Annotated in this window: 10 protein-coding genes; 5 read left to right on the top strand and 5 right to left on the bottom strand. The window is 58.2% G+C overall.

All coding sequences use genetic code 11. The features are described 5' to 3' along the window. The first annotated feature begins 33 nt into the window (after positions 1-33). The gene (locus H4317_RS18595; protein WP_185888046.1) at positions 34-1578 is read left to right on the top strand and encodes an OmpP1/FadL family transporter; all 1545 of its coding nucleotides are present in this window, start codon (positions 34-36) and stop codon (positions 1576-1578) included. 83 nt (positions 1579-1661) lie between these two features. On the opposite strand, the gene H4317_RS18590 is transcribed toward H4317_RS18595, so the two are convergent. Continuing rightward, positions 1662-2630: a hypothetical protein gene (locus tag H4317_RS18590; RefSeq protein ID WP_185888045.1), complete on the bottom strand. Its 969-nt coding sequence runs from the start codon at positions 2628-2630 to the stop codon at positions 1662-1664. A gap of 128 nt (positions 2631-2758) precedes the next feature. On the opposite strand from H4317_RS18590, the gene H4317_RS18585 reads away from it, so the two are divergent. After that, the gene (locus H4317_RS18585; RefSeq protein ID WP_185888044.1) at positions 2759-5071 is read left to right on the top strand and encodes a S9 family peptidase; all 2313 of its coding nucleotides are present in this window, start codon (positions 2759-2761) and stop codon (positions 5069-5071) included. A gap of 289 nt (positions 5072-5360) precedes the next feature. Next, positions 5361-6869 (top strand): energy transducer TonB, encoded by a 1509-nt coding sequence (locus H4317_RS18580; RefSeq protein WP_185888043.1) that lies wholly within the window; start codon positions 5361-5363, stop codon positions 6867-6869. A 50-nt stretch (positions 6870-6919) separates the two neighbouring features. Here the strand turns inward: H4317_RS18580 and H4317_RS18575 are convergent, their stop codons facing one another. Next, on the bottom strand, positions 6920-8362 hold the full coding sequence (locus tag H4317_RS18575) for an aldehyde dehydrogenase (protein WP_185888042.1): 1443 nt from the start codon (positions 8360-8362) through the stop codon (positions 6920-6922). A 115-nt stretch (positions 8363-8477) separates the two neighbouring features. On the opposite strand from H4317_RS18575, the gene H4317_RS18570 reads away from it, so the two are divergent. Then, complete coding sequence (locus H4317_RS18570) at positions 8478-10229, top strand: DUF6311 domain-containing protein (protein ID WP_185888041.1); 1752 nt, start codon at positions 8478-8480, stop codon at positions 10227-10229. Between the two features lie 64 nt (positions 10230-10293). On the opposite strand, the gene H4317_RS18565 is transcribed toward H4317_RS18570, so the two are convergent. The 3 genes from H4317_RS18565 to H4317_RS18555 form a co-directional block, all read right to left on the bottom strand. After that, entirely contained in the window at positions 10294-11247 is a 954-nt protein-coding gene (locus H4317_RS18565) for a glycosyltransferase family 2 protein (RefSeq protein WP_185888040.1), read from the bottom strand. Positions 11248-11296: 49 nt separating this feature from the next. Then, a complete protein-coding gene (locus tag H4317_RS18560) occupies positions 11297-12685 on the bottom strand; it encodes an ArnT family glycosyltransferase (RefSeq protein WP_185888039.1) in 1389 nt (462 codons plus the stop codon). A 127-nt stretch (positions 12686-12812) separates the two neighbouring features. After that, on the bottom strand, positions 12813-13562 hold the full coding sequence (locus H4317_RS18555) for a class I SAM-dependent methyltransferase (RefSeq protein ID WP_185888038.1): 750 nt from the start codon (positions 13560-13562) through the stop codon (positions 12813-12815). A 122-nt stretch (positions 13563-13684) separates the two neighbouring features. Here H4317_RS18555 and H4317_RS18550 point away from each other — a divergent pair, with 122 nt between their 5' ends. After that, entirely contained in the window at positions 13685-14980 is a 1296-nt protein-coding gene (locus H4317_RS18550) for a hypothetical protein (protein WP_185888037.1), read from the top strand. The last annotated feature ends 13 nt before the right edge of the window (positions 14981-14993 follow it).

Genomic DNA, 14993 nt, shown 5'->3' with positions numbered 1-14993 from the left:
TGCTGTGCTTAGCGGCCCCCTTCCTTTTCTCAGATGAAAAACCTGAAATACTGGCTTGCCGTGGCTTTTGTAGGCCAGGCTAGCTACGGCTTTGCCCAATATGAAGTAGATGCGCTGCGCTTTTCGCAGAACCAACCCAGCGGCACAGCTCGCACACTGGGTATAGGGGGCGCCAATTCAGCGGTGGGTGCCGACCTGAGTAGTCTTGTAACAAACCCGGCTGGTTTGGGTCTCTATCAGCGCTCTGAGTTCAGCTTTACGCCCGGCTTGGGTTTGGGCAGCACTGAGAGCAAGGCATTCGGCACTACCACCACTGACTCGCGCAATAGTCTGCATGTTGCCAGCCTAGGGGCCGCTTTCGTCAACCGCCGACCTGATTCGGATGGTAGCGAGTGGCGCAACGGCACCTTTGCATTAGGCTTGAACCGCATCAACGATTACAACCAGCGCTTCCGCTACCGTGGCACGCCAGCCCTGAACCAGGATATTCTGCAGCGTCTGGCCGACCCGGTTAACAGCGTTGCCGACGTGGTAGCGCAGGACAACAGCCAGAGCTATTACTCACTTGATGGCTTGGCGTATGGCGCGTTCCTGACGGACCGTTTTACCAATCGGCAGGGGCAGGATAGCCTGGGGCTTTCCACGCCGTTCACCACTACTGGCGCGTTGCAACAGGACGAAACCGTACTGACTACCGGCTCCCAGACGCAATTTGACTTCGGCTACGGAGCCAGCTACCGCGACCGGCTGTATCTGGGTGGCGCCATTGGCATTGTGAGTACGCGCTATAACTCGACCAGCGTAATCACAGCCTCAGAGGCTACTCCCGATGCCAGCACGGCTTTCAACAGCCTCAACTATCGTGACGTGCTGGAAACGCGGGGCAGCGGTATCAACCTGCGGGTGGGTGCTATCTACCGCGTGAATGATGCTGTGCGGGTAGGTGCTTCCATTCAGACTCCTACCTGGATGCGCCTGTCGGAAAGCTACAGCTCCTCCCTCAGTGCCAATTTCGACCGGCCGCTGGTAGTTGACGGGCAGAGCTACAGCAGCCGTACCGCCAGCTCCGACCCCAGCGAGTTCAACTATGTATTGACGACGCCTTTCAAGGCAACTGGCGGCGTGGCCGTAGTGATTGGTAAATACGGTTTCCTGAGCGGCGACGTGGAATACCTCAACTACAGCCAGGCTCGTCTCAGCAACGATACGAATAATGACCTTGTGGGAGGCACCGATTATGACTTCAGCGCCAGCAACGACGCCGTGCGTAGCCTTTATCGGTCGGCCGTGAACGTGCGGGTTGGTGGCGAGCTGCGCTTCGACATCTTCCGGGTGCGGGCCGGCTATGCCCGCTACGGCGATGCGTACAAGCAGAACGATTTTGACCGCACCCAGAATTATTTCACGGGCGGCGTGGGCCTGCGCCAGAAGAACTTCTTTCTGGATGCTGCCGCTGTGTACGGCACCAGCAAGCGGTTCTACAGCCCGTACACCCTCAGCGAAGCCGGTGCTGCACCAGTGGTTAGCATAGACGACAACAAGTACACGACTACCGTCACAGCAGGTTTCCTGTTCTAACTTATATTTCCAGAGTAACCAGCCATCAAAAAAGGCCGCCTCCAATTGGAGGCGGCCTTTTTTGATGGGATAAGAGTGGCGGGCTATTTCGTGATGCGAACCTGCGCCTGAATAGCCGCGGCAGGGGCTGTCGGAAAGTCCTCAATCAGAATAAGGCCCGACTTGCCGGTGGCGGTCCGAAACGCTACTACCTGGCCTTTGCTGAGGGAGCCGGTGCGGGTGCTGGGCGTGAAGGCAGTGCCCGCATCGAAGGCCGCTACCAGTTCCGGAGTTGTGTCGGCGGAGCCAAATGCGTTGGCGTCCAGGGTAGTGCGCCGAAACTGGGTGGTGCGCTTGCGAAGCCAGCCTGTGAGTGTCACTGTGGGGTCGGCGGGGGCTGCTAGCCCGGCCTGCCCACCAGTAATAGGCTGATACACCAAGTCAACTGAGTCACGGTTGGCAATCTGGTCGGGGGAGGAGCTCAGCGCGAAAGCCGGCAGGACAAGCCCCGATGCTAACGTAGCAAAGCTACGCGACTTGCGGGTACGCGGGGCTTGCAGGCGCATAGAATAGCGGTGATAGGTCAGCAGGGAGTCGGGGTTGCGGAGCGTAAGTTGGTAGCTGCGCTTGTTGGAACCGCCTTCGGCATCTTCTATCTGGAACGTCCACCGCTCTTGGCCGGAAGTGCTGCGCGTAACGGCAGTATACTGAAACGCAATAGCGCGCTTGCCCGGCGCCAGCACCGAGTCGAGGTACACGAGCGGGAGCGTGTCTTTAGGCACAAGATCCGGGTCGAAAGCCGTGGTAGTGGGGTAGGTGTAGGGGTTGCGGGTAGGGGTGTAGTCTACTGTGATGCGCAACCGCGTGAGTGCGGGCCCGTTCACTGTGTCGCGGGCCTCGGCAAACAGGCGCGTCGTGAACGTATCGGCGGGGGTTGTGCTCAGTCTATCCGACGAAATAAAGGCCGGCGACGTGCTGCCCACCAAGTCGATGCGTGGACCGGGGTTGGGGTCGGGGTTGCAGCCGGCCAGCAGCACCGGAAACAGAAGCAGAAGAAGCAGGCGAAGACGCATAAGTTCGGTAAAGGTCGGAGTTTCGGGCCGGATGTGGAAGACGGGCTTTCCGCAGGCCCATGTGCAACCATGCGCCCGTATTTCCTACCTTAACGACTCTATTGCCTTTGTCATTTTCCTTGCTCTGCATGAAATTCCGCTCTTTTGGGCTGGCCCTGTGGCTGGCCACTGCCGGCCCCGCGCTGGTTCCCACCGTGCTGACCACCGCTTCGGCTCAGCAGAAACAAAACCTCACCCTCGAAGATATCTGGCAGAAAGGCACTTTCGCCGCCAAATCGGTGCCCGGCTTCAATTGGATGAAAGACGGGCGCTACTACTCGTCGCTCGACCAAGGCAGCCTGGTGCAGCATGATGTGACAACTGGCCAAGCCGTGCAGACCCTGGTGGCTGCCACCGACCTGAAGCTGCCCGGCCAAGAAAAGCCGCTGCCCGTCGATGGCTACAACTTCAACGCCGATGAGCAGCAAATTCTGTTCAGCACCGACACGGAGGCCATCTACCGCCGCTCCAGCAAGTCTAATTTCTATATCTACAACCGCCAGAGCAAGCAGCTTACGCCCCTGAGCAAAGTGGCGGGCAAGCAGCTCTACGCCACTTTCTCGCCCGACGGCAAGCGGGTAGCTTTCGTGCGCGACAACAATCTGTTCGTCACGGACCTGGCCACGATGCAGGAAACGGCCGTCACGATGGATGGCGTCCTCAATAAAATCATCAACGGCGGCACCGACTGGGTGTATGAGGAGGAGTTTTCGTTTGCCCAGGGCTTCCAATGGTCGCCCGATTCGCGCTACGTGGCCTACTACACGTTCGATGAAAGCCAGGTGCCCGAGTACAACATGCAGGAATGGGGCCCGCTCTATCCTAAAGACTACCGTTATAAATACCCCAAGGCCGGCGAGAAAAACTCCATCGTCAGCATCTCAGCTTACGACGTAGCCGCTGGCAAATCCACCAAAATGGACGTGGGTGCCGAAACCGACCAGTACATTCCGCGCATCCTCTGGACCCAGACGCCCGAGCTGCTCAGCATTCAGCGCCTCAACCGCCTGCAGAACAAGCTCGAAATCCTGCATGCCAACGCCAAATCCGGCCAAAGCAAAGTAGTGCTGACCGATACCGACAAAGCCTACGTCGACATCACCGATGACCTGCGCTATCTGGAGGGCGGCAAAGAGTTCCTGTTTACGAGCGAGAAGGACGGCTACCGCCACCTCTACCTCTACAACATGCAGGGTAAGCTGGTGCGCCAACTCACCAAAGGCGCCTGGGAAATCACCGAAATCAACGGGTTTGACGAGAAAAAGGGCCTCGTGTACTATACCAGCACCGAAAACAGCCTGATGACGCACGGCACCTACTCGTCGGATAATGTCGGGATGGGGCAGAACCGGCCGCTGGAGCGCCATCTGTACCGCGTCAGCCTCAAGGGCAAAGACAAGACGCGGCTCAGCGACGCCACGCGTGGTACCGATGTGGTGAACATGAGTTCTGATTGCCGCTACTACCTCAACTACCATTCGGAAGCCGGCGACCCGCAGGTGGTGAGCCTGCGCAACGGCCAGGATGGCAAGCTGGTGAAAGTGCTGGAAGACAACGCCAAGCTGCGCCAGAAGCTCTCTGAATACAATCTGGGCAAGCTGGAATTCACAACCCTAGACGTAGACAATGGACCAGGTGGCAAGCCGAGCATAGTAGCGGGTAAGCAGAGCCTGGTGGCTTCTGTGCTCAAGCCCGCCAACTTCGACCCGAGCAAAAAGTACCCCGTGCTGATGTACGTGTATGGCGGCCCCGGCTCCCAGACCGTGAAAGATGATGCGGGGGGCGGTATTGCCTTCACCAACTACCTCTGGCACCAGCTGCTGGCCCAGCAGGGCTACATTGTGGTGAGCGTGGACAACCGGGGCACCGGCGCCCGCGGCTCCGACTTCAAGAAAAGCACCTACGCCAACCTTGGCAAGCTCGAAACAGAGGACCAGGCCGCCGCTGCCCGCTTCCTGGGCCAGATGCCCTACGTCGACAAGAGCCGCATCGGCATCTGGGGCTGGAGCTTCGGTGGCTACATGACCGCGCTGGCCCTCACCAAAAACGCCGATGTGTTCAAGATGGGTATATCGGTGGCACCCGTCACCAACTGGCGCTACTACGACACTGTGTACACGGAGCGGTTCCTCAAAACGCCCCAGGAAAACCCCGCCGGCTATGACGACAACTCGCCGGTGCAGCACGCCGACAAGCTCAAAGGCAAGCTTTTGCTGGTACACGGCACCGGCGACGACAACGTGCATTTCCAGAACGCAGTAGCCTTCACCGACGCCATGATTAAGGCCAACAAGGACTACCAGACGCTCTATTACCCTAACCGCAACCACGGCATCTACGGCGGCAATACCCGCTTGCACCTCTACCGCCAGATGACCGATTTCGTGCTCAAGAACCTCTAGCAGGTTCTTCCGACAACGCACTAGCAGGCTTCCAATCGGTTGCTTGCCTTCAATAGAAAGCCCCTGGCTTCATTAGACGCTAGGGGCTTTTTGCTGCTGCACAGCTACTATTTGCTCATTACGTCAGACCGATTCTGGCATAGTCTGGTGTTTTCCGCCATATGCCAGTACATTTCTTTCGCAGCTAAATGCCTATACTTGAGCTGTTGGCGCTGCGCGACTGACTGAAAACTATCTGTAGAGCACACGCAGCCTAGCCTTTTGTTCGTTTGTGCGTAGAAACCCAGCAATGCGAATACCCCGGCTACCTTCATTTCTTATTGGCCTGGCCCTGTCGGCTACCCTGCCTGCCTGCCAGCCCGATAAGCCCGCCAGCACCGAGCAGCGCACGCCCGCCCTGGCCGATTCGCTGGCTCTCGATTCTCTTTCCGACCCAGTCGGCACCCTCGATACCACCCCTGTGCGCCGCGACTGGCACCGGCTGGCCCGCCCCACGCGCCGCAACGCGCCGCTTATCGTATACCGGAGCGTGCGCAGCGCCCCGGCCGGCCTCCAGGATTCCGCGCCACCTCCCGGCGAAGCCACGCTCTTCGACTTAGCTCGCAAAGCCAGTGAGTTTTTTCAGATTGACCCCACCCAGGCCGCTGAAGTGCGGGGGCGCGACGGAACAATCGTCCGTATCAGTGCCGGCACGCTGGTTGATGCCCAGCAGAAGGCCGCTACTGGTCCTGTTTGGGTAGAGCTGAAAGAGTGCCTGACGCCCGCCGAAATGGTGCTTACCAACCTCAGTACCACCACCACCGATGGCCAGCCCCTCCAGACAGCGGGTATGGTGTTCATGAAGGCCACCGCTGCTGGCCGCCCCCTGCAGGTAGCGGCCGGCCGCACGGTGCGTCTTGAGCTGCCCGCCCTCAATGGACGCCCGCTCGCCGATATGCGTCTCTACTATGGCCAGAGCACTACAACCCCGGTACGCTGGGAAAAAGCGCCCGAAATGGCTGCTCCCGCCTCCGAAACGGCCGAAACCATCTACACCGACGCCCGTCCCATGCCCGCTTACGGCAGTGGCCCCGCCGACATCAACCGCCTGATTCGCTATCCGCAGGAAGCCCTAGCCAGCCGCACGCAGGGAGTTGTGTTTGCGTCGTTTGTAGTGGATGAAGGTGGTAAAGTGCTGAATCCGAAAATCCTCTACGGCCTCGGGCACGGCTGCGACGAGGAAGTGCTGCGCGTGCTACGCCAGACTTCCGGCCGCTGGACACCCGGCCAGCGAAACGGTGAGTTTGTGAAGGTGAAGATGATGCTGCCCATTCGGTTTTCCTTCAACGAAGGCCAGCTGACTGCCACCGACAGTACGCCGGCGTCGGGGCAGGAAGCTCCCGTCATGGCCGCGGCCTCACTCCCCACCGCAGCTTCTGAAGAAGCTGCGGCTGCACCCGAACCCACCGACCGGTACGTGTTTCACTGCAGTCAACTCGGCTGGTTCAACGCCGACCGCCCTGTTTCCGGGGCTACCAGCAGCTACCAAGCACTGTCCTCCGAAACCGACGCCACTACGTCCGTACGGTTGGTAATGCGCGGTGCCACGCCTTCGGTTTTGGTTGGGCAGCCCACAGAAACCGGCTATCAGTTCGATAACGTGCCGGCCGGCCGCCGCGCCATTCTTATCGGGTTGCGCTACCAAGGCGGCACGCCTTACTTGGCCTGGCAGGAAACTACCACCGGCCAAGAGTCCACCCCGCTGGAGTTCCAAGAAACAACGCTTGAAGAGTTGGAGCGCCGCCTAGAGCGGTTGTAGTCAGTGTCAAACCTGACTGCAAGCGCCGGATGCGTCGCTAAGATTCGGTATTACAGTTTCACGGTAACGCTCTGAGGCTCCGTGAAAAACCGTAGCGCCTCTAGGCCACCTTCGCGCCCTACGCCAGAGTTCTTCATGCCCCCGAAAGGCGTACGCAGGTCTCGGTGCAGCCACGTATTGATCCACACGATGCCGCTGTGCAACTTGTGCGCCACACGATGGGCGCGGTTCAGGTCGCGGGTCCAGATGGTGGCGGCCAGCCCGTATTCGGTGCCATTGGCCCAGGCCAGGACTTCCTCTTCGGTATCAAACGGCGTGAGCGTGACCACCGGACCGAAGATTTCCTCCCGGTTCACGCGGCAGTCGGGTGCCAGGCCCTCGAAGACGGTAGGCTGCAGAAAATAGCCTCCAGCGCAGCGGCCCTCCAGCGCTATGCGCTTACCGCCGGCCAGCAGTGTGCCGCCTTCCTCGTGGGCTAGCGCAATGTAGCTCAGTACTTTCTCCAGATGCGCTTCGCTCACCAGTGCGCCCTGCCGGCTGCCCCCGTCCTGCGGGTCGCCGATGGTAAGGCCCGCAACGCCAGTCAGAAATTCTTGCTTAAACGGCTCGTAGATGCTGCGCTCAATGAAAATGCGCGAACCGCACAGGCAAATCTGGCCTTGATTGGCGAACGAGCTGCGCAGACTAGTACGCACGGCCTCGGCAAGGTCGCAGTCGGCGAAGATGAGGTTGGGGTTCTTGCCGCCCAGCTCCAGTGAAAGTTTCTTGAACATGGGCGCAGCGGTACGGGCAATATGCTCGCCGGTTTTGGTGCCGCCCGTAAAGCTGATGGCCTTAATGCCCGGATGCTCGATGATGGGTTGGCCAGCGCCCGGCCCCGTGCCGTGCACGATATTGAGCACACCGGCCGGCAACCCCGCCTCAATGCACAATTCGCTCAGCAGAAACGCTGTGTAAGGGGTAATTTCTGATGGTTTGGCTACCACGCAGCACCCAGCGGCTAGTGCCGGCGCAATTTTCCAGGTAAACAGATACAGCGGCAGGTTCCAGGGCGAAATGCAGCCCACCACCCCCAAGGGGTGCCGCACGGTGTAGTTCAGCGCCACGCCTTCCTGAAAATGGGTTTCGGAAGCAAAATGCTGCGCTGCCGTCCCGAAAAATGCGAAGTTGCTGGCCGCTCTGGGAATATCCACGGTGCGGGCCAGACTGACGGGCTTGCCGTTGTCCTGGCTTTCGGCCTGCGCCAGCCGCTCCAGGTCCCGCTCTATCAGCTCACTAATGCGCACCAGCAGCTTGCCTCGGTCTTCGGCCGGTAGGCGGCGCCACGCGGGCAGCGCCGCTTCGGCGGCGGCTGTAGCCCTAGCCACATCCTCCAAGCCAGAATCCGGAATCTGAGAAAATACCTGGCCGGTGGCGGGCTCAATATTGGGCAGGTAGTGGCCGGCAGAAGGCGGCACAAGCTGGCCGTTGATATAATTCTGGAGGTGCAGCATGGTGGGAGGGGGCGGATATGGACGGCAAGGTAAAGCCAGCCGGTTTGAATAGCTACTTTTGCCGAACGCCGGCGTAGCTGCGCTGCCGTTTTCATCCGTTTGCTGTATCACCTCTATGAAAAACTGGCTGCGCCTGACGCTTCTGCTGGCCTTCTATGCCCTGTTGTTCGTGCTATTTACCTGGCCGCTGGCGGCCAATTTCACCTCTTCCTTTCTGGCTGTACCCGGCCGAGACTCCTATCAGTTCTTCTGGAACGTCTGGCACTTTCGCGACGCGGTGCTGAGTGGCCACAACCCGTACGTCACGGATTGGGTGTTCTATCCGCACGGTTCGGGGCTGGTGATGCACGCCTACACGCCCCTGATGGGCTTGATAAGCGTACTGCTCGGCAACGAAATGCTAGCCGTCAACACCGGGCTTCTGCTCAGCTATGCGCTTTCGGGCACAGGGGCCTACCTGCTGGCGCGACGCTGGATAAAAAGCCCAATTCTTAGCCTGTTGGCGGGGTTTGTATTCGCCTATGCACCCTATAAGCTGCAGCGCCTACCTGAGCACTACAACTTAGTGCTTACGGCCACGGTGCCGTTCTACATTCTACTGTTTTTGCGCGCCTTTGAGTTTCGGGAAGGCCGTTTTCTGCCGATAGTACGCAGCTGGGGCGCGGTGGCAGGCTGCTTTGCGCTGGGCATCGTCACGCTGCTCTCCGACTACTATGTGCTGTTCGGACTGTTGTATTTCTCTTTGGCTTACGCCGCCTGGTTCTGGTTCCGGATTGGGCGTATCCGGTGGCGGGAGCGGCGCACCTGGTTTTGGCTGGTCGGGATTCTGGTCGGGAGTCACCTGATCATCCGGTTGCTGCGCCTGAAACACGTTAATGAAAACGGCGGTATCTGGTGGGGCGGCGACGTGGTATCATATCTGATGCCACCGCCCACAAGCCGTTTCGTGTACTGGGACTGGGCCGAGCGGCTGTACAACAACGCGGAGGTGTTCAACATGCCCGGCAACTTGGAGAATACTGTGTTTATCGGGTACGTGCTGCCGCTGCTTGCTATTGCGCTGTGGCTGTTGCGGCTGGCCCGGAAGCGGCCGGTTTCGCAACGTTTTCAGGATGTACAGGGCCGCCCGCTGGTGTGGGTGCTCATTATCTTCCTGATGTTTACGGTGCCAGCGCTGCGCATTTACGGCCATGAGCGGCTGAACCTACCTACAGCTATTCTACACTTCATTCCTTTTTTCAACAATATTCGTTGTCCTACTCGCTGGATTATGATGGTTGGCCTGTTGCTGCCCCTTGTATCATTCAGTGCGTTGGAAGCGGCTTGGCACGCCCGGCTGCGCCCCACTACCCAAACTCTGCTGAGCCTGGCCCTGGCTGTTCTGATTGGATTGGAATTCTGGCCCCAGCCGTACCAGCGGGCGTCGCGGGCTACCATTCCGCCGGTGTTTGAAGAAGTGGCGAAGCTGCCCGGTACTACTTTGGTGCCTATCCCGTTGGGCATTCTGGACGGTTACCGGCAGGTGGGCGTGATGCAGTCGGAGCATATGTTCTACCAGACTCTGCACCGCAAGAAGCTGCCCATCGGGTACCTCTCGCGGGTGCGCCCCGAGCTGTTTGCCTCTCTGGACCAAGAGCCGGTGCTGCATGCGCTGCTACACCTGCAGATGAAGCCCGATACCATTCAGCCGGCGCCTCCTACTACTGCGCAGCTGCAGTCTTTCCTGCGCACCTACAACCCGGCGGCCTTCGTCATCGACCCAGCCTACCGCAACAAGCCGGTGCATGTTTTCCTGCGCCAATTGTTTCAGCCGTTCGGCTACCGGGAGCGGCTAGTAGGCAACTACGTGTTGCTGGCAAAACCATAGGGTCTTGCCTGCGCCAACGAAAAGAGCCGCCTTAGAGCGGCTCTTTTCGTTGGCGCAGGCTGCTTTAGCGCAGTTGCTTATCTGTTTGCGGAGCGTGCGTGATGTTGGTATCAGAAATGATGTAGAGCGGGCGTTGGCGCACGTTGGCTGAGAGGCGCGCAATGTATTCGCCGATAATGCCCACAGCAATCAACTGCACGCCGCCCAGAAACAGAATGCTCACCATGAGTGAGGCCCAACCAGGCTGATAGTTGCCACTCACGAAGCGCGAGTACAGCGTGTAAATCATCACAAGAAATGCCACCGCCGATACGATGAACCCACTGACCGTAGCCGCTTTCAGAGGTGCATCGGAGAAGCCGGTGATACCATCAAGCGCCAGCCGAATCATTTTGCGGTAGGTGTAGCCCGTTTCGCCGCCCGCCCGCTCAGCCCGGTCGTACTCTATATAGGTCTGGCGGTAGCCAATCCAGGAAATCTGGCCCCGGATAAACTTGTTCTGCTCCGGCATCTGTTTCAGCGCATCCACCACCTTGCGAGATATAATGCGGAAGTCGCCGGTGTCAACCGGAATAGAGATGTTGGTGATGCTAGCCAGCAGGCGGTAAAACAGCTTGGCCGTAAGCTTTTTGGCGGCACTCTCGCCCTGGCGGGAGCGGCGTTTGGCGTACACCACTTCGTAGCCTTCCTGCAGCTTCTGGTAGAGTGGCACAATCAGCTCCGGCGGGTCTTGCAAATCGGCATCGATGATGACGACGGCGTCGCCTACGGCTAGGTCCAGGCCGGCTGTTACGGCAATCTGGTGACCAAAATTCCGGCTGAAGTCAATGAATCGTACCCGGTCGTCGCGCAGTGCCAAGGTCTGCACCAACTGCAGTGACTTGTCGCGCGAGCCATCATTGATGAAGATAAACTCGTAGCGTAGCCCCATCGGGTCCAGCACTCCCCGCAGCCGGTCGTAGAGCGTCGGGATGTTGGATTCTTCGTTGTAGATGGGAATGATGACGGAGAGGTCCAAGAGCGGGGGTGGGGTTAGAGGAGAAAAAGGGAGGGCGCCAGGCAGGTGGCTATCGGTTTACTTTGGGAGCTAAAAGTAACAAAGTAGCGCAGGGCGACTCTTCAAAGACAGCGTTTGTCTGAAACAGACTGTCCACCTGTGTCCGCATTTTTGGGTTGCAGACGATAACAGTTTCCCCTTGCCGGAGGTCAAGAATCTGCCAGTAGTATAGCACCCGAACCGTATGATCGTACTCGCGCATGGCCGCCAGCCGCGAAAACAGCATGCTGGAGTCGTAGCCTAGTCCGGTAAGTAGAGTGTAAGAGTCTATCTGGCCGTATTCCTTGGCCTGATGCCGGATGTATTTGCCAAACAGCGTATCCGATTCATACTCGTTATAGAAACACTCATCCCATATAATCTTGGCGGGCCAGGCAAACACGCACACAATAAACAGGATGACTGCCCACGGACGACTTCCAGCCCGCAGATGCGTTACTATAACTTCGGCAATAACGGCCAGCCCGGCGCCCGCCACTAAAGCGCACAAAGGATAGATAGGCGCTTCGTACCAGAAGTATTTGGTAGCAGAATAGCTGATTACAGTCAGCAGGAAAGCCACGCAGATGACCAGTAGCAAAGCCAAGCGCCGGTACTTAGGCGGCGCTGCGGGATGAAGCAGGGCAAAGAACCCAATGGGATAGACATACAGCCAAGGCAACAGTTCGTCCTGAATGAGCATGTCCAGGTACCAAGTCCAGGTTGAAACCAGCCCTATTTCGGATTTGCCCAGGCGTCCACCCAATTCGTTGTCGTACACGGCCTGCCAATAACCCGGCGACACAAACTCACGGGGCACATAGTATAGTGCTACTGCCACGAGTATGCCTGCGGCCATTATATAAAAATCCCGCTGGCGCAGGAGCGGCAAAAGCTTGCGGGTAGCAATGGTGTACAGCAGAAGTGCCGGCAGAAAAAAGGCTCCTACTACACTTTTGGTGAGAATGGCCAGCGTGATGCCAATGCCTGTATGCCACAGACTTCTGCGGTGCCCTTCTTCCAGATACCGGTAGAAGCTGAGCACATACCACGTTGTGAAAAACACAAGCAAGGTGTCGTAGTCGCCAGTACGTGTGATGTGCCGGTCGATGTAGCCGGAGGTAGTCAGTAACACCAAAGCACTGAACAGCCCTACCAATGGCGAGCGGAGCACCCGCACCCCAAACCAGGCAAGTAACCCAGCAGTGGCCAAGCCAGCCAAGGCAGAAGGAAGGCGCAGGGTGACCTCATTCATGCCAAAAAGCCAGAACAGCGACGCCTGTATCCAGATTAAGAGGGGCGGTTTGGCATTCCACAGGTCGGGCTTGCCATCGAAATGCGTAACCAGCCAATTTCCATTGTTGAGCATCTCGGCGGCATTCACGGCTAGCCTCGACTCATCCCACAGGGCAATAGGCATGGAGCCCAGCCGGTAGAAAAGGCTTAGATAGGCAAATGGAGCTATCAGCAGTACCAGCACAAGATATTGCCTGCGCTCCGGCCACAACGAGAAAGAGGAAAGTAGGGGGCGCAAGCTCACCAACAAATTATTGTTTCCGGGCAATAGCGAATACACTCACGCCAACTGGCAACGGCGTGTGCTTCAGTAGGGTGTTTTCTGTTTTGAGCAGTCGGCTAAGCACACTGTTTAGCCAGCCGGGGAAGTGTTTTAGGTCGCCGGTATCGGCCGCATCGGGAGCAGCGGGGCGGGGTAGCACCCGTTTGGCTAGCCGCATCACGGAAGTCGGAAAAAACAGCGTTGAGTTCCAGTACGACGACCGTTCCAGCTGCAGGCCAGCCCGTAGCAGCACGCCGCGCAGGTGTGCCGCAGTATAGCGGCGGAAATGGTGGTTTACTTCATCGTGGCGGGTCCAGAGCATCTGAAAAGCCGGCACAAACACTATCATGCGGCCCCCGGGGCGCAACACCCGGCTCCACTCGCGCACGGCGCGTTCCTCATCCTCGATATGCTCGAGCACATCGGAGGCAATCAGCAGGTCGAAAGACGCATCGGCAAACTCCAGCCGGGCACCGTCCATCACGGAGACGTTAGGGATGCCTCGCTTCTGAGCCAGTGCAATAGCCTTTTCGCTGATGTCAATACCAGTAAGATTCTGGTAGCCATCGGCTTGCAGAATCTGCTGTAGCGGCCCGGCCGAGCAGCCGATTTCCAGAATGTTGGCCGCGGCAGGTATGTGCAGACTATGGATCAGCTTCCGGACAGCATCCCGGCGTCCTGTAAACCACCAGTGTTGCTCTTCAAGCTGATGATATTTCTGCTCATAAGTAAGGTCCATACGGTCAGGCGATGATTATGAAAACATAAAGATACTGGTACAACTATAGCCCCGACAAACGGGCCGCCTGTAACTGCGACAAAGTTAGTAATCTTGCCCCCTGTTATTAGAAGTTTCTACCCATGGTGCCCGCTACCACCCGCCCCTCCGCTGCGCAGACCGTACTCGTGCTGGCTGCTTTTGCCGCCGAATTCCTGCTCTTCTTTTATGGGCGCAATGCCTTCGGGCCGTATGTAAGTCCGGTGCTGTATGTAGGGGCCTCCTTGCTGTTTACAGCGGCCGCCTGGCGTGCCCTGCGGAATCAGCCTTATATCCTGGGGGCTGCCAGCGCAATGCGGCCCCGCTGGGCGTATCCGGTGGCAATGGGCCTGCTGGCGGTTGCCTTATATCCCCGGCTGCGCGAAATCATTGAACAGTATCCGGTAGATGTGAAGATGTCGGATGTGCTGCCTTCCATTGAGATATACCTGCGACGCTTTCAGACAGGGCAGCCGGTGTACGCACTCATCACCGAGTTCGGGTACGACTTGTCGCCTACTTACCTGCCCATGATGTGGCTGCCCTATCTGCTGCCCGATGCATTGAACGTGGACTACAGATGGCTAGGGCTATGGGTACTGGCTGTGGGTGCTTTGCTGTATGCGTACCGGCTGGCCAGTACCGCTCCATCCCTGTATGGAGGTATTCTCAAGCTGCTGCTGCCACTGGTGCTGTTCTGGCCTTTGCTGGGGCATGATACTCATATCCTGGGTCTGTCTATCGAAACCATGATTATCGGCTACTACTTCATTCTGGTAGCCGGCATCCTCAGTCAGTCCACGGCATTCCGGGCAGTAGGGCTTCTGCTATGCCTGCTTTCACGGTTCTCACTGCTGTTCTGGATACCTTTCTATCTATGGCTGATTTACCGGCACGAAGGTCCTAAACGGGCATTCTGGTTGGTGGCTCTGGTCGCAATAGGGGTGCTGGGCATCTATGTTATTCCCTTCCTATCTGCTGATTGGTCGGCATTCATGAAAGGGCAGGGAGCTTATACGGCCGCTGCCGTGGCGGAATGGCAGAACAATGTGGGCCCCGATGGGCTACCCACGCAGCTATTTCGTGGCGTAGGGCTGGCCAGCCTGTTCTACAAATACGCGCCTGGTGATTTTGCCGCCCGCATCAACCTGCTGCGAGGAGTGCATCTGGTTGCAACTGTGGGCTCAGTAGCCGCGGTTGCAGCGTGGTATTGGCTGCGGCGGCATCGGCTCACCCTCGATTATCGGCATCTGGCACTGTTAGCGCTTAAGCTGAATCTGACCTTTTTCTATGCCTTCATTCAGGTTCCCTACGACAACCTGTTACTGCTGGTGCCTTTCATGTCGGTCTGGATTATCCTGTGTTTAAAAGAGCCCGAAGCATCTCCGGCGCAATCGTAGCTATAGGTGCTGG

Source organism: Hymenobacter sediminicola, from assembly GCF_014250515.1.
Classification (GTDB): domain Bacteria; phylum Bacteroidota; class Bacteroidia; order Cytophagales; family Hymenobacteraceae; genus Hymenobacter; species Hymenobacter sediminicola.
This window is presented reverse-complemented; position numbering and strand designations above follow the sequence as displayed.